The sequence below is a fragment of the Trinickia sp. genome, from assembly GCF_036503415.1.
Classification (GTDB): Bacteria; Pseudomonadota; Gammaproteobacteria; order Burkholderiales; family Burkholderiaceae; genus Trinickia.
Window position 1 is genome coordinate 1 of sequence record NZ_DASXWY010000170.1, and the last position, 18,244, is coordinate 18,244.

Consider the following 18,244-nt stretch of genomic DNA (forward strand, 5'->3'; position numbering starts at 1 on the left):
TGCAGCCCTTCTCGTACATCGTCAACTGGTTTTTTCTCGCTTCGCTTAAAACCCGTCGACCGCGGCACGCTGCAATCCTGCGCCTCTCAAAGAGGATGCGAATAGTAGGCCAAGCAGACTCGCATGACAAGCCCGTGAACCCAACATTTTTTCAGCGCCCGCGCGCGGCCGCCACGACCGCCTCCAGTGGAGGCCGCACGCGCGCCAAACCTGCTGCGGTATCATCGCGGCCGCACTCACTGCTGCCTTCAGATGCGCCGTCAATGACCGAGCAGAACTATCAATCGATTCTCGAGCAGATTCGTCGCGACATCGAACCTTGGCGCACCGCCGGGCGTGTTGCCAATTACATTCCCGAACTCGCCAGAGTGCCCGCTGAACGCTTCGGCATGGCTGTCGTCACCGTTGGCGGGAACGTCTTCAGCATCGGCGACGCCAACGTACGCTTTTCCATTCAGAGTATCTCGAAGCTATTCGCCTGCACGCTCGCGTTCCAGTTGCTGGGCGACGCACTATGGGAGCGCGTCGGCCGAGAGCCGTCGGGTACGGCATTCAATTCGCTCGTGCAACTCGAGACCGAACGCGGCAAACCGCGCAACCCGTTCATCAACGCCGGCGCACTCGTCGTCACGGACATCCTCTGCCGCCGCTTCGTCGGCGCGGAGACTGCACTCGTGCAATTCATGCGGCGGCTGACAGGCGCCACGGACATCGACTATGACCTGCGCGTCGCCCACTCCGAACTCGCGCACGCCGAACGCAACCGCGCCATGGCGCACTTCATCGCAAGCTTCGGCAATCTGCAGATGCCGCCTGAAGTCGTCATCGACGCATATTGCCGCCAGTGCGCGATCGAGATGAATTGCGTCGAGCTCGCCAAGGCGGCGCTGTTTCTCGCCAACGGGGGCGTCGCCCCCGTGTCGGGCGAACGCATTCTCGACGAAAGCTCGACCAAGCGTCTGTCCGCACTGATGTTGACCTGCGGCACTTACGACGCAGCGGGCGACTTCGTTTATCGCGTCGGGCTGCCGGCGAAAAGCGGCGTCGGGGGTGGCATCGTCGCCGTGCTGCCTGGCGAAATGGCGGTGTGCGTGTGGTCGCCCGGGCTCGATGCCAATGGCAATTCACTCGCCGGCACGTTGTCCCTGGAATGGTTGACCACCCTGAGCAAGCGGTCGATCTTTTAAGGACAGCGATCGCTCGGAACCTCGCTCGAACTCAATCGGTAGCAACGACGTTCGTTGCCGCACTCTTTGCTCGCGGCATGGTTGCCAGTCGCCTGGTACCCCACTGCACGATCATGGCCAACAGTGACGCCTCCAGGAACGCGACAGCCGGATGCTGATGAGGCAACGAGAACGCAAGCAGCAAGCAAAAAGCCGCAAACGAGAATCTGCCGAGCACCATGCCTCGCAGCAGCGAAATCACAAAGTCTGGTCCATACGCGCGGTGCGATGAGACCGACAAGACGATTCCGAGCAGCGGAAAGACCGCGAGCAAACCGCTCCATGCGGCGCCCAGCCGACCAGACAAGGAAGTAACCAGCAGCGTGAGGACCGCGCCTGCAACCATCCGGCCGATCAAGTCGGAGCGCCCAAGCGATGCGCCTGCGGCGCTGGACGAACTGCGCGGCAAGAAGAACTGGCCGAAGCTCACAGCAGCGAGGGCTGCGGTGACGGCCCAGCCAGGCGATGCCGGCAGCATCGACAACCCGCACGCAGACATGAACCACGCAACCAGGCCGGCAGCTAACGCTATCGGCCACGAATGGGAGCGACAACTCCACGCATAGGCGAAATTGAATGCTTCCGATGCGAGGATCGCGGAGAGGGAAAGCGTAGCAGCATGCGCGCCGAAGACAGGGCCATGCGTGAGCACGAGGATGAACAATATCGGCCCGGCGACAACGGGTAAGCCGGCTAACCATCCAGCAATCGATGGCCCCCACCACCTGCCCGACATTGAAACGATAGCCAAGAAGAACGGAACAAGCGTCAGTTTGAGCGCGAGCATGCCGGATCGAGCTGATTTAAAGCACGATCATACCTTTGCGAGCGCGAACGGCTGGCTAAAAAAGCGATTTTCCTCTGACCGATATAGGCACGTCCGTTGCGGTTATCCCACCATCCGGATGCCGATAGGCCGTAGCCAACCGGGAGGAGGCAATCATGAGACAAACCGTCGTAGGCGTTTATGACGGCTATGCCGATGCGTGCGCGGCACAGCGCGCGCTGACTGAAGCCGGTCTATCGCAGGCCGACATTTCGATTTACGCGGCGTCGGTTGGCACGTCGTCCACGGGCGGCCCGCGCGTCTATGCTCCCGGGGGCACAGAGGTGCGCCGCGAAAAGCCGGTCTTCGATCAACTCGAACAATTGTTCTCCAGGCTGTTCAAGCCCGGCGAGTATCCACCCGAGACGGAAGATTATCGAGAAGTCATCCGGCGCGGCGGAGCGGTCGTCAGCGTCGATGTACCGGACGTGCAAACCGATCTCGCGTGCGACGTCATGCGCCGAACCGGTGCGAACGACATCGCAGAACGTGCCAAAGCGTGGCGCGATCGCCTGGACGAACAGTCCCGGCGGGCACAGGATGAAGAGCGCACGATGAGCAGCCGTGAAGAGCCGCCACTGGCATCTGCGCCGCAGCATTCACTCGGGCAGCAACAGCATCAATCGACGAATACGAGCGAAGCAAGCTCGGCCTCCGTCGGCGATATGCCCGCCGCCGGCGGAACGCCGACGCCTCGTACTACACCGGCACCGTTTGCCGCATCGGCTCCAAATTCGAGCAGCCGCATGCAGCAAGTATCGACACGCACGGATGACGGCACGCTCCTTCGCACCAACGAATCCGCCGCGCAACCGGGGCTTTCCTCGGGCGTTCCAGGCGATGCTTCAGACGTCTTCGAGAGAGAGCCGCAGTCTGCTGGCACGACTCGCGAGTCGGAAGACAATCCATCGGATTCCGATCGACGGCGCGACGAGGCGGTGAAGGCATCCGCGCCACAATACACCCCCGGTACCGGATACGCCGGCGACCCGGGTATGGACACGGCGTTCAGCGACGATAGTGCATACGATGAAGAATTCCGCCGTGACTATGACAGCCGTTATGCGAATGCGGACGCGCCCTACGATGACTATCGCCGCGCATATGTCCACGGCGTGTCGGTCGCGCAGGACGAACGAAATCGCGGACGGGATTGGTCTCAAGTGGAACCCCATGCACGCGAGCATTGGGAAACACGCTATCCGGAAAGCGCCTGGGAACGCTTCAAGGCCGCCGTCCGGCACGGATGGGAGCGGGTGACGGACAAGCGATAGCGCTCGCATCGCCTCTGCTAGAACAACGGGGAAGCGCCGGCCGAGCGGCGCTTCCCCGCCTTCCCTCCGCCCCTCTCTCCCAGCGTCAGCCGTATCGATCGACGTGTCGCTCCTCGGGCGCTACGTTTTCTTCGATACGTATCTACCGATTCCCCCTTACCGCTGCGTGCCGATTCATCCTAAGCTTTAGCCATCAGCGCGGCCTTTCGCCGCCGGCGGCGGCGTCTCGGAGGGCGCCGGATGAAAAAAATGGAAACCCGCCTGTTCCCGCAGCGTCACTGCCCGCCGTTTGCCTGCGCGCCTAGGCGCCGGGCGCGATCCATTCCGATACCGTTCGGCAGGGTAGTCGCCTTCCTTTCGGTGTGCCTCGCTTGCGCGCTCGCCGGTGCGCAAGCCAGCGCGAACGAAGTCGTCGTCGCGACGGTCGCGGGTGCCATTGGGCCGGCCAGTGCGGATTTCATCATGCGAGGCCTTGCCCGAGCGGCCCATGACCGGGCCGAACTCTTCGTCCTGGAGATGGATACCCCCGGTGGGCTCGATACGTCGATGCGGCAAATCATCAAGGCGATCCTGGCGTCGCCGGTGCCGGTCGCCGCGTACGTCGCCCCGAGCGGCGCACGCGCCGCGAGCGCGGGAACCTATATCGTCTATGCGAGCCATATAGCGGCAATGGCCCCCGGCACAAACCTTGGCGCCGCTACGCCGATCGAACTAGGTGTCGGCGGGAGCCCCGCATCGCCGCCCACGCCCGCCGCAGCGCCACGCGACCGTCCCAACGACGCGAATACCGAAGCCGCCTCCGCCGCCTCTACACCGTTGCCGTCCGATACGCGATCGACAGAAGCTCGGAAGCGCATGGCAGACGCCGTGGCCTATATCCGCGGCCTCGCGCAAATGCGCGGGCGCAACGCCGAATGGGCCGAACATGCGGTCCGCTATGCGGCAAGCCTGCCTGCGGGCGACGCCGCAACACAGCATGTCGTCGATTTCATCGCGAACGACCTGCAAGACCTGCTTGCCAAGTCAAACGGTCGTACGGTGCAGACCTCGACCGGCGCTCACCGCCTCGACACATCGCATGCCAACCTCGTCGTCCTCGAGCCTGACTGGCGCAGCCGCTTGCTTGCCGTCATCACCGATCCGAACGTTGCGCTGATCTTGCTGACCATCGGGGTGTACGGTCTTTTCTTCGAATTCGCGAATCCAGGGTTCGTATTGCCCGGCGTGGCAGGCGCAATTTCCCTGCTCATCGGACTCTTTGCGCTGCAACTTCTGCCGATCAACTACACCGGCCTGGCGCTCGTATTTCTCGGCATCGCCTTCCTGATCGCGGAAGCATTCCTGCCGACCTTCGGCGCGCTCGGCTTCGGCGGCATCGTCGCGTTCGCGGCCGGTGCGCTCATGCTGATCGATACCGACGTCCCCGGTTACGGAATCCCGTTGCCGGTCATCGCCGCGCTCCTCACGGCAGGCATCGCGTTCGTCTTCCTCATGTCCCGGTTCGCTCTCAAGGCGAGACGCCGGCCCGTCGTAACGGGAGCCGAGGCAATGATCGGCAGCGTCGGCGAGGTGATCGACGACGGTCTGTCGCCGGCGCTGAGCGGATCGCCCGAGAGCGAAGGAATGACAGGATGGGCGCGCGTACATGGCGAGCGCTGGCGCGTACGCGCACAGGCCGCCCTGCCCGCCGGCACGCGCGTGCGCGTCACGCGCCGCGACGGGCTCGTGTTGATCGTCGTCCCCACAGGAGAATCGTAATGATCGGATTTACCTTCGGCTTCAGCAGTCTGCTCATTCTCTTCGCCATCGTTCTCGTTGCCTCGTCGATCCGTGTGTTTCGCGAATACGAACGGGGAGTAGTGTTCACGCTGGGCCGGTTCTGGAAAGTCAAAGGCCCCGGGCTCGTGCTGATCGCCCCTGTGATCCAGCAAGCCGTACGTATGGATTTGCGCACCATCGTCTTCGACGTGCCGCCGCAAGACGTCATCACTCGCGACAACGTGTCCGTCAAAGTCAATGCGGTCGTGTATTTCCGGGTCGTCGATCCCGAAAAGGCGGTCATTCAGGTCGCGCGCTTTTTCGAAGCGACGAGCCAGCTTGCGCAGACGACGCTGCGGGCCGTTCTCGGCAAGCACGAGCTCGACGAACTGCTGGCGGAACGAGAGCAATTGAACGCCGATATTCAAAAGACGCTCGATACCCAGACCGACGCATGGGGAATCAAGGTCTCGAACGTCGAAATCAAGCATGTCGATATCAACGAAACGATGATTCGCGCCATCGCGCGCCAGGCCGAAGCCGAACGCGAACGCCGCGCGAAGGTGATCCATGCGGACGGCGAACTGCAAGCGTCGGAAAAACTGTTGCAAGCCGCGCAGACGCTCGCTCGGCAGCCGCAGGCCATGCAATTGCGATATCTGCAAACACTCACTACAATCGCTGCCGACAAAAACTCCACTATCGTTTTCCCGCTCCCGATCGATGTCCTGGAGAGCCTGCTGAGCCGCCGCTAAGGCGCGCGCCGCCTGATTTTCGGGGCATGTTCGATGCGCGAGCGATGGCGCGGCTCAAATAGTCGCTATTACGCCTGACAGCTGGCATCGGTATATCGGCTGTGTACAGTGGGACCCACCGCATTCGACGTCGGACCGCACCGCATCAGGAGACACACCGTCCATGGAACAAGTGAAAGCCTTCCCCTTGCTGGAATCGGCAAAACGGTATTTCGGCTTCGAGGAAGCCGGCACGAATCTGCGCACCGAATTGCTTGCCGGACTCACCACGTTTCTGACGATGGCTTACATCATCTTCGTCAATCCGGCCATTCTGGGCGATGCCGGCATGCCGAAGGAGTCGGTGTTCGTCGCAACCTGCCTCGTCGCGGCGCTGGCCACGCTCATCATGGGTCTTTATGCGAACTACCCGATCGCCTGCGCGCCGGGCATGGGCCTCAACGCCTATTTCGCCTATACCGTCGTGAAAGGCATGGGCTTTACCTGGCAAGCCGCGCTTGGAGCCGTTTTCATCTCCGGTTGCCTTTTTCTCGTCGTCACGCTCTTGCGTGTGCGCGAAATGATCGTGGACGGCATTCCGCACTCGATCCGTGCTGCCATTACAGGCGGCATCGGGCTGTTCCTTGCCATCATTTCGCTGAAAACGGCCGGCATCGTGGTCGGCAATGCCGCCACACTCGTAACGCTCGGCGATCTGCACAAGCCGCCCGTCATCCTCGCGACGATCGGCTTTTTCCTGATCGTCACGCTGGACTTCCTGCGCGTGCGCGGTGCCATTCTCATCGGCATCCTCGCCGTGACGGTGCTGTCATTCTTCTTCGCCGGCAATCAGTTTCACGGCGTCGTTTCTCCGCCGCCCTCGATCGACGCGACACTCTTTCACCTCGATATCGCCGGTGCGCTGTCGACTGGCGTCATCAACGTCATTCTCGTCTTCTTCCTCGTGGAGTTGTTCGATGCCACCGGGACGCTGATGGGCGTTGCCAATCGGGCGGGCTTGCTCGTCGAGGGCAAGATGGATCGGCTCAATAAGGCGCTGCTGGCCGACAGCACCGCCATCGTCGCCGGCTCGGTGCTCGGCACCTCGTCCACCACCGCCTATATCGAAAGCGCATCGGGCGTGCAAGCCGGCGGCCGGACGGGCGTCACGGCGATCACCGTCGCCGTGCTCTTTCTTGCCTGCCTTTTCATTGCGCCGCTGGCCGGCGTGGTGCCGGGCTACGCAACGGCGCCGGCGCTGCTCTACGTCTCGTGCCTGATGCTGCGCGAGCTCGTCGAGCTGCCCTGGGACGATGCGACCGAGGTCGTTCCGGCCGCGTTGACCGCGCTTCTGATGCCGTTCACTTATTCCATCGCCAATGGCGTGGCATTCGGATTCATTTCCTATGCCGGACTGAAGCTGTTCACGGGGCGCGCTCGCCAGGTGAAAGCCATCGTATGGATCATCGCGGCAGTCTTTCTGTTCCGATTCTTCTATCTCGGCTCGGAATGACAATGCGCGCGGCGCAGGCCGCGCGCATTCAGTGAATCGTCCGCCCCCCGCGCTTCAGGCGCGGGCGTTCGCTTCGTAAAAGCGTACGTAACCGCTTCTCAGGACCGCGCATTGGGCGCGCGTCTCGTAGAGCAACCGGCGGGCTGCCGCTTCGATGCGCGCACGATGCGCGTCGAAGGCGCCGACCATGTCCTCCAGCCGCGGGGAGGCTGCGCCGAAATGGTCTTCCAGCGCCTCCGCCGTGATCTCGCATTGCACACGCTCCCCGTCGACCAGCGCTGGGAACGCCAGCGTCAACTCGCGTGCCGAGTATTCGGGAATTTCGTTCGGAAAACTGATCTGCATGGGATTCGCCTTTGCCATGACGAAAGCACCGAACCGCGCCGTGCGGGGATTGCTGCCTTCTTGAAGACAGCGCGGGCTACACGGCGGAAAATGACAGAATTCCGACCGTTGGATGTACTTTAGGCGTTTTGCGGCGACAAGCAAGTTTTCGCGAGCCGTGCTTGTCCCGTACCGCCTTGCGTTGTCTTCGTCGCTCGTCAGGTATGCTGCGCTGCAAAACTCATCTGCCGGCGCTCCGCCGCTCGCGCCCAAACCACTCATGTCCGACATTGCCCGCTACCCGTTGGTCCGCATCGAACCGCTCGGTCTGGAATTCGATGCGCCGGCGCACTTGACGCTCCTAGAGGCGGCTACCGCCGCCCGGCTCAGACTGCCGAGGTCGTGCCGCAACGGGGCATGTCGCACGTGTATGTGCCGCTTGGCGAGCGGCCGAGTCAGCTACCGCATCGAATGGCCGGGACTGACGAAGGAGGAAAAGGCTGAAGGCCTCGTGTTGCCCTGTGTCGCGGTAGCCGAGACGGATCTCGTGTTGACGGTGCCGGATGCCGAAGCGCTTTGATCCGGAAGCAGCGACGTCACTGCGCGTGCCCTGAGAACGCGTCACCACCGCGTTGGGCAGGCTATTCGTCCATCAAACGAACCTTCACCTTCTTCCCCTTCACCTTGCCCGCGCCGAGCTTGTGCAACGCATCGCGCGCAACGCCGCGTTCGATCGCCACGTATGTCGAAAACTCGGTCACATTGATCTTGCCGATCTGCTCGGCGCGAAAACCTGCTTCGCCGGTGAGCGCACCCAGCACGTCGCCGGGCCGAATCTTCTCCTTGCGGCCACCGAGGATTTGCAGCGTTTCCATCGGCGGTAACAACGGCGCGGTGCTTGCGGGTGTCAGCTCCGCAAGCGGGTGCCATTCCACTTCGCGCATTTGCGCCTGTTCTAGGTTCCCGACGCGCCCCATCTCGTCCATGCTCGCGAGACTCAGCGCCCAGCCGTCCTTGTCCGCCCGGCCCGTGCGGCCGATTCGATGCACGTGGACTTCCGGATCGGGTGTCACGTCGACATTGATGACCGCTTCGAGATCCGCGATGTCGAGACCACGCGCGGCGACGTCGGTGGCGACGAGCACCGAGCAGCTACGATTCGCGAATTGGATCAGCACCTGATCGCGTTCGCGCTGCTCGAGTTCGCCGTGCAACGCCAGTGCATGAAAACCCTGTGCACGCAGCACGTCGAGCAGATCCCGGCATTGTTGCTTCGTGTTGCAAAACGCAAGCGTGCTCACAGGTCGGAAGTGGTTCAACAGCATGCCGACCGCATGCAGCCGCTGATCCTCGGTCACTTCGTAAAAGCGCTGGCGAATCTTGCTGTCATCGTGACGCTCTTCGAGCACCACTTTTTTCGGGTCGCGCAGGAACTGCTGGCTCAGCTTGCCGATGCCTTCCGGGTAGGTCGCCGAAAACAGCAGCGTCTGGCGCTGCGCCGGACATTGACGCGCCACCGTCGCGATATCGTCGAAGAAACCCATGTCGAGCATGCGGTCTGCTTCGTCGAGTACGAGCGTATTCAGCGTATCGAGCGTCAGACTGCCTCGCTCGAGATGATCGATGATGCGCCCCGGTGTGCCGACGACGATATGCGCGCCATGTTCGAGGCTTGTCGTTTGCGGACGCATCGGTGTGCCTCCGCTCAACGTCAGCACCTTGATGTTCTCCTCGGCTCGCGCAAGACGCCGGATTTCCCGCGTGACCTGGTCGGCCAGCTCGCGAGTCGGACATAGCACCATCGCCTGGACCCCCGAGCGGCGTACATCGAGCCGCGCGAGCAGCGCGAGCGCAAACGCCGCGGTCTTGCCGCTTCCGGTCTTCGCTTGCGCGATCAGGTCTTGTCCCGCGAGCGCAATCGGCAGGCTCGCGGCTTGGATCGGCGTCATGTCGACATAGCCGAGTTGGGCAAGATTGGCGAGCGTGGCGGGCGCAAGCGGAAGGTCGCCGAAGTGTGAGACTGTCGATTTATTTATCATGTCGTGGCGCGGGAAACAGCTTGCGCAGCAAGGCTTGCGGCGATACCTGGCTTCGGGTCGAAGCCAGTACGCACACGGGAATCCGCGGGCGTCGTCGGCACCAGCACTGGCCGCGTAGGAGGCGTCATTGTCTCCTATCGGCGTCTCGGATCAAAGCCCCAATATGTCCGCGACATCCTCCTCGAGGCCCTCGCCCGCCCTGCTCGTGACTTCGTGGATGCCCAGGCCGCGCAAAACTTCCCGTCCAGCTTCGTACCGCTCGTCAGGCCGCGCGTCGGACGGTGCATAGAATTCGATGAATGGATCGTAAAGCTTCTGGCCGCGTGACATGGGGGCGTTGAGTAGCACAAATGTCCGTTTGCGCATCAGCGGATCAGCTGCGCCGATCTCGACACCCGTCTCTTCCGCCTTTTGCACCGCAGCGTTCACCGCGGCCACGAATGCCAGTTCCTGAAGCGTGCCGTCACCGCCTTTATCGACGAAACCGAAATCCGCCGGCGTCACGATTTGCTTCATTCGCATCACGATGTCGGAAGCGATATGCCCGATATGGAGCCATGACGGCAACCGACCGTCCTCGTTTTCGAGCTTGATGACCATCGGTGTACTCACGCCCAACAGGCGCTGGTCCGCGTCGCGGGATCGCACCGTATCCACAAAGGTCTTTGCGGCGTGGAGCATCATCGCCTTCGAGCCTGCACCGTAGCCCATGTCGAAACCGTTTTCCGCCATGAAACGCCCGATGGCCTCGGAGCCGCGGAGTAGTTCGTCGTTGACCGACTTGGCCGAACTGAAAAAGGCCCCCAGCGGTGGGCGCTCCACCCTCCCCTCCATGAGCTCGGCCTCAGGGTCGAACAGATCGAACGGGTCGATCCGTGACGCGGGCACACGCCGGTATTCTTCCCAGTGCTTCCGGACACGCGCCAGAGCATGCGCGCCATCGGTGTACACACTCGACAACAAGCTCGGTTTCTCGGCCAGGCCGTTTCCGTAGACTACCCGGGACTGGCGTCGCAGAATCTCGAGCTTGGGATCGCCGCCATTGAGTAGCACGAGCATACGCTTGCGATCGGGATGCTCGTGTTTTGCAACATGAGCCGAAAAGTATGCGTACGCAGCTTTCGAAAGATCGAGCACGTCATCGGTTGTGTGTGCGAGAACGAGTGCATCGTTTCCGTACATCCGCCACTCGATTTCATGAGGATCGAAAAACGCCTGCGCAGCGGACAAAGCGGCTGAAGACGCCAATTCCGGTGGCTCGGACGATTTGATCAACGCTGGTGTTTGCAACAGCAACGACTTTGCCTCGGCGCGCATCGTTCGTTGCAATTGCTGACCGAAGATGGTCGCTTTTTCGTCTCCGAACGTATGAATTCTGTAGTCGTGAACGAGCGGCCTGTCTCCCGTATCGACAAACTGCACGCCTGAGGCCACCATCGCCGCCTTCACTTTCATCCAGGGCAGATCCTCCACGTATCGGCCGTCAATACCAAGTTCGATGCGCTCCTCGACAGATCGATTGTCGATGCCGACTTCGTCTTCGGGCACGCACCACGAGAACGAATCGTTTTGATCCACATGCTCAGGGGGCCTCCTTAGCGCGTACGTGGTACTGCCCGAGAAATTGCGCACGACAGGCTTCGCCTCGCGAGCGCTTTGCGCATCGCGACCCAGCTCGACTTGTACGAGTGTCGCCGCGCATACGCTGCGAATGCGACGCTTGAGCCGGACGCCCGGGTTGGCCTTTTCGTACGCGTCATACGCCTCGTCGATCAGTTCGAGTGCCGCGTGGACACCGCCGAACTTGTTGAAGAACCATGTCGTTTCCGCGCCCGGCATCGATTGCAGTTTGGGATCGTGGCCGCCTACCTTGTCGTCTACTTCCTCGAAGAACTTCTCCAACATGTGCGCCGGGAAGTATGGCCCGATCAGATGCCAGTCCGGGCACTCGATGCCGCGATCGTCTGTGATGAAAGTCAGCTTGTCGCCGCGATCGGCATCGATGCCAAGCCCCTTCAGGCGCGCGAGGAACTCCTCGCGCGTCACGGTCGGATGTTCGCCCGTCAAGGCATGATAGATCGTCCGGTAGAACGACTCCGCCTTACCGGATCGTCCGTCGAGCGCGGGAGACCGGCCGCCGGAATTGGCCTCGTAGGCGTGGTAGCGCTCACTAGGCTCGCCCAATGGAAGATCCGTCTGGATCAGAGAAAGCAACTGAGTAACCTCTTTGCCGAACGCTCCTTCCCAATGAGCGAGCTTGTGCTGCTGAGCGCTGCCAAAGAAAGGGTGACTGACGATGATTTTTTCACCTGCCGACTCTGCCGACGGGAGGGTGCCGGGCTGCGCATTTTTCGCTTTCGTCGCGTCACCTGGCGCGCGCGATACCGGTACCTGCTTCAGCGAGTCGGCAAATACGACTCTCGCTCGGGGCGAGCCGTCGTGCGTGGTGCCGACGATTTTTTCGAGCGCTTGCCGATAGTACTCGCGCACCGGTGCGTTGCCTGGCGCAGCGTCGCCCGGCGGCAAGCCAAAGAGTCCTAGCAACAGGGGACGATAGAATCCGTAGTTGGTGACGACCAATTCCTTGGGCAACCTGTCGGCCGACTGTTCATCCGCCATACCAGCCCGCAACTGCCGCACAACCTCGAGGAACTGTTGCGCCGCATGCGGACCGCCTTCCGGCAGCACGAATACATCCGCGTCAGCGTAGCGGGCGAACCGCTCTTCGTGCTCGCGCGGATTCTCGTTCGTGCCGAGTATCGTTACGCGTGGGACGCCGATGAAGTGCGTGCGCGCAGCGCTGAGGGCGCGCACCGCATCGCCCGACAACGCGACGCCGGCCGTATGAATGTGATCCGTGCGGGACTTGCCGGCCTGGTTGACGTATTCCGCGCCGTGCTGGGTCACGAAGTCGAACCGCTTCATGTTCTCCAACTGCCTCGGCACCCACGATTCGGATGCATCGAGAAACGGCTTGCGGGTCACATAGGGATCGCTGAGCATATCGAAAATCTTCGCGGCCCGCCCGATCGCACTTTCGGCATGGCTGATAGCTGCGTTCAATTCCAGGTTCGGCCGAGACACCGCACGCGGCCCAATGGAAGGCAACCCTCTCAATTGCCCCGACGCCACACGCCGGCGCAACGCTGCGCCTTGGAGATAATCGAGCCCGCCCTCTGGCGGCTGACTTCTGCTCTGCGCCGGTTCCAAAGGCCGGCCCGCAAGCGCGTCTCGTCCTGCCCCGGCACCCCTCGTGGTCATGTCGTTCACTCGTTCACCTTTTAAGAAAAGCGTTGGGCCATGCGCACGGTTGCGCGCGAGGCGCATTGTCACGGAATGACCGCACCTGCCGTTACGCGCACAACGAAGTGACAAGCGACGATCCGAATCGATTGGTGCAACGCATCAATCAATTCAGGAATGGCCCATTTCGATGTCTTTTCGGGTATTCCGCCCAGGCGGATGCGCTCGACCCGGGCGGGATGCCGAGTTCGAAGCCCTCCCGTGCGCCGAGCGGATAAACTCGTCGGCACACCGTGGATCGCTACCCACGCTCACTCACTCTCGAATTCAATAGGGAAATGAGCCATGCCTGACAAACCATCCGCCACCCCCGACAGCACGGCGGTGCGCGTTGCGCTTTGGCGAGCCCTGCACACCGAGGTCGATGCCCCGCCGCACGTGCTGGAAGACACGATCGGTCTGCAGATCGCCGCGCCCGACGAGGACTGGCGCGCGCGACCCGATATGCATCCGGAAGGCACAAGCGGCTATCGCGCATCGATCGTCGCGCGCGCCCGCTTCGTCGAAGACGAACTCGCCGAGGCGCTCGCATGCGGCGTAACGCAATATGTCATCCTCGGCGCCGGCATCGATACGTTCGCGCAACGCCGGCCCGAGCTTGTCGAGCGGATGCGCCTCTACGAGGTGGACCAACCGGGCCCGCAAGCATGGAAGCAGCAACGTCTGGGCGAGATGGGTCTGGCTATTCCAGACGGGCTGAAATTCGTACCCGTCGATTTCAAAGCGGGCGATTCGTGGTGGGAAAAGCTGGTCGCGGGCGGCTTCGATACAGCCCGCCCGGCCATGGTCGCGTCGACCGGCGTCTCGATGTATCTGACGCGCGAGGCCGTGGCGGCCACGCTGCGTCAGATCGCAACGCTCGCATCCGGCTCAACGCTCGCCATGACATTTCTGGAGCCGCTGGAGCTGATCGATGTCCCGGAGCGCGCGCAGCATCAGGCGGTTTACGAACGGGCGCGCGCAGCCGGGACGCCGTTCCTGAGCTTTTTCGCTCCCGATGAAATGCTGAAACTCGCGCTTGAAGCCGGCTTCAGGCAAGCGCGGCATGTGTCGACAGCCGATCTCATCGATCGATACTTTGCCGATCGAACCGATGGCTTGCGACCGTCGAGCGGCGAATCGATTCTCGTCGCCGGGACCTGACGAACGGTGGCCTTCAGCGCCGCGAGGCCACGACGATTCCGCCGACGATCAACGCGAAGGCTTCACCGTGATAGAGCTGCGGCCATTCGCCAAGAAACGCCGCGGACATCAGCGCAGCAAAAAGCGGCGCGAGATTGGCGAAAAACCCGGCAATATTCGGTCCGACACGCTGAACGCCGAGTCCCCAGCAACAATAGGCGAGGATGGCCGGTCCCAGGCCGACATAGAGCAGCGCCGTAACCAAGGGCCAGCCCCAGACGATATGCGCACCGGTCAACGCCCATTCGCCGGCTGAAAAAACCCCGGACCAAAGCAAACCGAACGCGATCTGCGCCACCAGAAACGCCGACCAGTCGTTGCGCCATCGAGCGGGCTCGCGTGTACGCATGAGCAGCCAGCTGTATAGCGCCCAGCCGAACGCCGCCACGAGCATATAGAGATCGCCCGCCACGAGATGAAACTGGGCCAGCGCGGTCCAATGCCCGCGGCACAGCACCAGCAAAACGCCGGCAATCGAGAGCGCGGTGCCAACCCATTGCCGCCCGGTAATTTGCTGCCCGAAGAAAAGCCGTCCCACACAGAGCATCCAGATGGGAATGCTCGCGGCCATCAGCGTCACGTTCAACGGCGTTGAAGTCTTCAGTGCAAGGTATTGCAACGCGTTATAACAACCGACGCCGAACAGGCCGAGCAGCGCAAACCGGCGCCAGTGCGCCCACAATCCGCTCGATGGGTGCAGCACACGGCCCGCGAACGGCGCGAGAAAGACAAAGGCTACGAGCCACCGCAAAAAGTTGAGCGTAAGCGGCGGTACGAGCCCACCGACCATCCGGCCGACGACGGCATTGCCCGCCCATAGAAAAGGCGGCACGGTAAGCAGCAAGGCGGTGCCCGGTGTTAAGCGCTGTTGCATGGAATGCGCACTTATGTGCGTTCTCGCGTGAGAGGTGGGGGACATCGGCAATTCGTGCAGATCATAGCGAGATTGCCGTAGCCGACGCGGACTATCCCTCATAGACGCAAGGTCTTGGCTACGGTGCTCGGGACTCATCGCCTGCACGATCAACGCCGTCATGGTAGTTTCGCGTCTTTATTCGACAACGAATGGATCGGATCGATGGAATACCGCAAACTCGGCGACTCGGACGTCAAAGTCAGCGCAATTGGCCTCGGCACGATGACTTGGGGCGAGCAGAACACGGAAAGCGAAGCACACGCGCAGATCGACTACGCACTCGATCAAGGCGTCAATCTGATCGATACCGCGGAGATGTACCCAGTCCCGCCTAAAGCCGATACGCAGGGTTCGACCGAACGCTATATCGGCTCTTGGCTGGCGAAGCACCCCAGCGCACGCGAGAAGATCGTGCTCGCGACGAAAATCGCGGGCCCGGCGCGTCAGCCGCACAACCCGCGTCACATTCGCGGCGAACAGAACCAGTTCGATCGGGCGAATCTCACCGAGGCACTGAACGGCAGCCTCGAACGTCTACATACGGACTATATCGACCTATACCAGTTGCACTGGCCGGATCGAAGCACCATGACGTTCGGAAGGCCAACCTATCCATGGATCGACGACGAATACACGGTGCCGATCGAGGAAACGCTGAGCGTACTCGCCGAATTCGTGAAAGCGGGCAAGATCCGTCACATCGGCGTATCGAACGAGACTCCGTGGGGGGTCTCGCAGTTCCTGCGCGCCGCCGAACGCCTCGGTTTGCCGCGCATCGTCAGCATTCAAAATCCTTACAGCTTATTGAACCGGACATTCGAAACCGGACTGTCCGAGTTCAGCCATCGCGAACGGATCGGTTTGCTCGCTTATTCGCCCCTCGCATTCGGTTGGTTATCGGGAAAATACGAACGCGGGGCGCGGCCGGCCGGAGCGCGCATCACGCTTTACGAGCGTTTCCAGCGGTACAGTAAGCCGCAAGCAATCCAGGCGACGAGCGCTTATGTTGCGCTGGCCCGACGCTACGGTCTCTCGCCCGCGCAATTCGCGCTGGCATTCGTGAATTCCCGGCCGTTCGTGACGAGCAACCTGATTGGCGCGACCTCGCTCGACCAATTGCGCGAGAATATTGCGAGTATCGACGTGACGCTGCCCGAGGCGGCGTTCGCCGAAATCGATGCGCTTTACGAGGCGCAGCCCAACCCGGCGCCCTGAGCTGGGGGCGGTGCTCCTCGCGCGTCCTTAGGAGTCCTCACGAAGCCATGCGTCTTTCGCGACATTGGCGTCTTTCGAGCGGCGCGCTTGCCCAGGCAATCGGCGCCGCGCTCGCATGGGTCGTGACGTTCTCGCCGGGATACGCCGCGGCGCCCTCACCGGCCGCGCCGCTCAGCGTGAAAGAGCTGGCGCCGGGACTCTACGCGCACCGCGGACATGACGACGTGGCCACGCCTCGAAACGGCGGCGATATTGCCAATATCGGCTTCGTCATCGGCACGCGTTGCGTCGCAGCGATCGACACGGGCGGCACACTGGCCGAAGGGCGCGCACTGCGGGCGGCCATCCGCCGCGCCACGCCGCTGCCGGTTTGCTATGTGATCAACACACATATGCATCCCGACCACATCTTCGGAAACGCCGCATTCCTCGACGATCACCCGCAGTTCGTCGGCAGCGACAAGCTCCCGGAAGCCGAGCTCTCGCATTCGCAAAGCTATCTGCACGTGCTGACGCGCGAACTCGGCAGCGTTGCCGCGGGCAGCCGGGTGATCCCGCCGACGCTGCTCGTTCACGGCACGCTCGATCTGGACCTGGGTTCCCGGGTGCTGACGCTGCAAACCTGGAAAACAGCACATACGAACAGCGATCTGACCGTCTACGATAAAAGCAGTGGGACGCTGTGGCTCGCCGATCTACTCTTCGCGGGCTGCCTGCCGGTGGTGGACGGCAGTGTAGCGGGTTGGCTCGACGATCTCGCCGCAATCCGCGCGTTGCCGGGAGTCCGGCGCGCGGTGCCGGGCCACGGTCCGCTCGACGCGCCCTGGCCCCAGGCGCTCGACGCCGAGCGCGGCTATCTCGAGCGACTCGCCAACGACGTGCGCGCGGCCATTCGCGCGGGCCGGACGATGCGGCAGGCCATCGACACGATCGGTGCGAACGAACGCCCGCAATGGAAGTTGTTCGATGTCTATCAACGCCGCAACGTCACGACGGCGTATGCTGAGCTCGAGTGGGAGCCCTAGCTGCCTAGCTGTGGAGGCGACACATGAAGACCGAATCTATTCGTCGGGCAATTGCGGCCGCGGCGTTCGCCGTGGGCGCGATAGGCTCGCTCGTCGCAGCGCCCGGTGCCCGGGGCGCGACACCGTCGGCCGATGACGACCCCAACAAGGTAGCCAGTTGGGTCGATTTCCGCGACGGCACCTTCAAAGACCGCCAGATCGATCCGCACGGGGAGGCGGTCATCAAGCTCGATGCACCCGCCCGCGCGGCGGACGCCGCGATCGTGCCCATCTCGATCACGGCGCAGTTTCCTCAAACGCCGGCGCGCTACATTCGGCGGATCTACCTGTTCATCGATCAGAACCCCGAGCCCTACGCGGGCTGGTTCGAATTCACGCCCGAATCGGGGCGCGCGAGTATCGAAACGCGCGTACGCGTGGAGGACTACACGTTCATGCGCGCGATTGCCGAGACCAACGACGGCCACCTCTACAGCGCGATCCGCTTCATCAAGGCATCGGGAGGCTGCTCGGCTCCCGTCGGTAAGGATGACGAAGCGGCGCTCGCAAACATCGGAAAGATGCGTCTGCGCGCGCAAGGGAGTGCCGCCGCGGGCCAACCGCAGCTTGCGCAGTTGATGATCAGCCATCCGAACCGCACCGGCATGGCGATGAACCAGATCACTCGGCAATACGCATCGGCGTATTTCGTCCGCAAGATCGAGGTCTCCTACGGGGGCAAACCGGTGATGACCGCAAACGTCAACTTCTCGATCAGCGAGAATCCGAATTTCCGCTTCTACTTCCTGTCGCGCACGCCCGGCGAGTTGAAAGCGACGGTCCGCGATTCACAGGAGCACGTGTTCGAAGCCACCATGCCGGTGCCGGCCAAGAACGCGAGCGCCGAGCCGGCGCCCGCGCGGATGTGAC

Annotated in this window: 15 protein-coding genes; 10 read left to right on the plus strand and 5 right to left on the minus strand. The window is 62.4% G+C overall.

Going from position 1 to position 18,244, the window contains the following annotated elements:
* The first annotated feature begins 263 nt into the window (after positions 1-263).
* Positions 264-1,187, plus strand: a complete 924-nt coding sequence (locus tag VGL01_RS21280; protein ID WP_331572872.1) for a glutaminase — start codon at positions 264-266, stop codon at positions 1,185-1,187.
* A 31-nt stretch (positions 1,188-1,218) separates the two neighbouring features.
* Here the strand turns inward: VGL01_RS21280 and VGL01_RS21285 are convergent, their stop codons facing one another.
* On the minus strand, positions 1,219-2,013 hold the full coding sequence (locus VGL01_RS21285; RefSeq protein WP_331572873.1) for a hypothetical protein: 795 nt from the start codon (positions 2,011-2,013) through the stop codon (positions 1,219-1,221).
* A 155-nt stretch (positions 2,014-2,168) separates the two neighbouring features.
* Here VGL01_RS21285 and VGL01_RS21290 point away from each other — a divergent pair, with 155 nt between their 5' ends.
* The 4 genes from VGL01_RS21290 to VGL01_RS21305 all read left to right on the plus strand — a co-directional run bounded on the left by VGL01_RS21290 (position 2,169) and on the right by VGL01_RS21305 (position 7,331).
* Entirely contained in the window at positions 2,169-3,326 is a 1,158-nt protein-coding gene (locus tag VGL01_RS21290) for a hypothetical protein (RefSeq protein ID WP_331572875.1), read from the plus strand.
* 249 nt (positions 3,327-3,575) lie between these two features.
* A complete protein-coding gene (locus VGL01_RS21295; RefSeq protein WP_414720321.1) occupies positions 3,576-5,084 on the plus strand; it encodes an NfeD family protein in 1,509 nt (502 codons plus the stop codon).
* Positions 5,084-5,839 (plus strand): slipin family protein, encoded by a 756-nt coding sequence (locus VGL01_RS21300; protein ID WP_331572879.1) that lies wholly within the window; start codon positions 5,084-5,086, stop codon positions 5,837-5,839. Before VGL01_RS21295 ends, VGL01_RS21300 begins: the two co-directional genes overlap by 1 nt.
* 190 nt (positions 5,840-6,029) lie before the next feature.
* Complete coding sequence (locus tag VGL01_RS21305; protein WP_331572959.1) at positions 6,030-7,331, plus strand: NCS2 family permease; 1,302 nt, start codon at positions 6,030-6,032, stop codon at positions 7,329-7,331.
* A gap of 54 nt (positions 7,332-7,385) precedes the next feature.
* On the opposite strand, the gene VGL01_RS21310 is transcribed toward VGL01_RS21305, so the two are convergent.
* A complete protein-coding gene (locus tag VGL01_RS21310) occupies positions 7,386-7,676 on the minus strand; it encodes a DUF1488 domain-containing protein (RefSeq protein WP_331572881.1) in 291 nt (96 codons plus the stop codon).
* A 259-nt stretch (positions 7,677-7,935) separates the two neighbouring features.
* Between VGL01_RS21310 and VGL01_RS21315 the strand changes: the two genes are divergently transcribed.
* Complete coding sequence (locus VGL01_RS21315) at positions 7,936-8,235, plus strand: 2Fe-2S iron-sulfur cluster-binding protein (RefSeq protein ID WP_331572883.1); 300 nt, start codon at positions 7,936-7,938, stop codon at positions 8,233-8,235.
* A 61-nt stretch (positions 8,236-8,296) separates the two neighbouring features.
* Here the strand turns inward: VGL01_RS21315 and dbpA are convergent, their stop codons facing one another.
* Positions 8,297-9,694, minus strand: a complete 1,398-nt coding sequence (dbpA, locus tag VGL01_RS21320) for an ATP-dependent RNA helicase DbpA (protein WP_331572885.1) — start codon at positions 9,692-9,694, stop codon at positions 8,297-8,299.
* A gap of 150 nt (positions 9,695-9,844) precedes the next feature.
* Positions 9,845-12,757 carry a hypothetical protein gene (locus VGL01_RS21325; RefSeq protein WP_331572887.1) on the minus strand — a complete coding sequence of 971 codons (2,913 nt, stop codon included), beginning with the start codon at positions 12,755-12,757 and terminating at the stop codon, positions 9,845-9,847.
* Between the two features lie 525 nt (positions 12,758-13,282).
* Here VGL01_RS21325 and VGL01_RS21330 point away from each other — a divergent pair.
* Positions 13,283-14,140: a class I SAM-dependent methyltransferase gene (locus VGL01_RS21330; protein ID WP_331572889.1), complete on the plus strand. Its 858-nt coding sequence runs from the start codon at positions 13,283-13,285 to the stop codon at positions 14,138-14,140.
* Positions 14,141-14,153: 13 nt separating this feature from the next.
* On the opposite strand, the gene VGL01_RS21335 is transcribed toward VGL01_RS21330, so the two are convergent.
* Complete coding sequence (locus VGL01_RS21335; RefSeq protein WP_331572891.1) at positions 14,154-15,053, minus strand: DMT family transporter; 900 nt, start codon at positions 15,051-15,053, stop codon at positions 14,154-14,156.
* A 204-nt stretch (positions 15,054-15,257) separates the two neighbouring features.
* On the opposite strand from VGL01_RS21335, the gene VGL01_RS21340 reads away from it, so the two are divergent.
* From VGL01_RS21340 to VGL01_RS21350, 3 genes are read left to right on the plus strand one after another with little or no spacing between them, the layout of a single operon-like run.
* Complete coding sequence (locus VGL01_RS21340; RefSeq protein WP_331572893.1) at positions 15,258-16,310, plus strand: NADP(H)-dependent aldo-keto reductase; 1,053 nt, start codon at positions 15,258-15,260, stop codon at positions 16,308-16,310.
* A 47-nt stretch (positions 16,311-16,357) separates the two neighbouring features.
* Positions 16,358-17,335 (plus strand): quinoprotein relay system zinc metallohydrolase 2, encoded by a 978-nt coding sequence (locus tag VGL01_RS21345; protein ID WP_331572895.1) that lies wholly within the window; start codon positions 16,358-16,360, stop codon positions 17,333-17,335.
* Positions 17,336-17,358: 23 nt separating this feature from the next.
* Entirely contained in the window at positions 17,359-18,243 is an 885-nt protein-coding gene (locus VGL01_RS21350) for a quinoprotein dehydrogenase-associated SoxYZ-like carrier (protein WP_331572897.1), read from the plus strand.
* Position 18,244 lies beyond the last annotated feature (1 nt).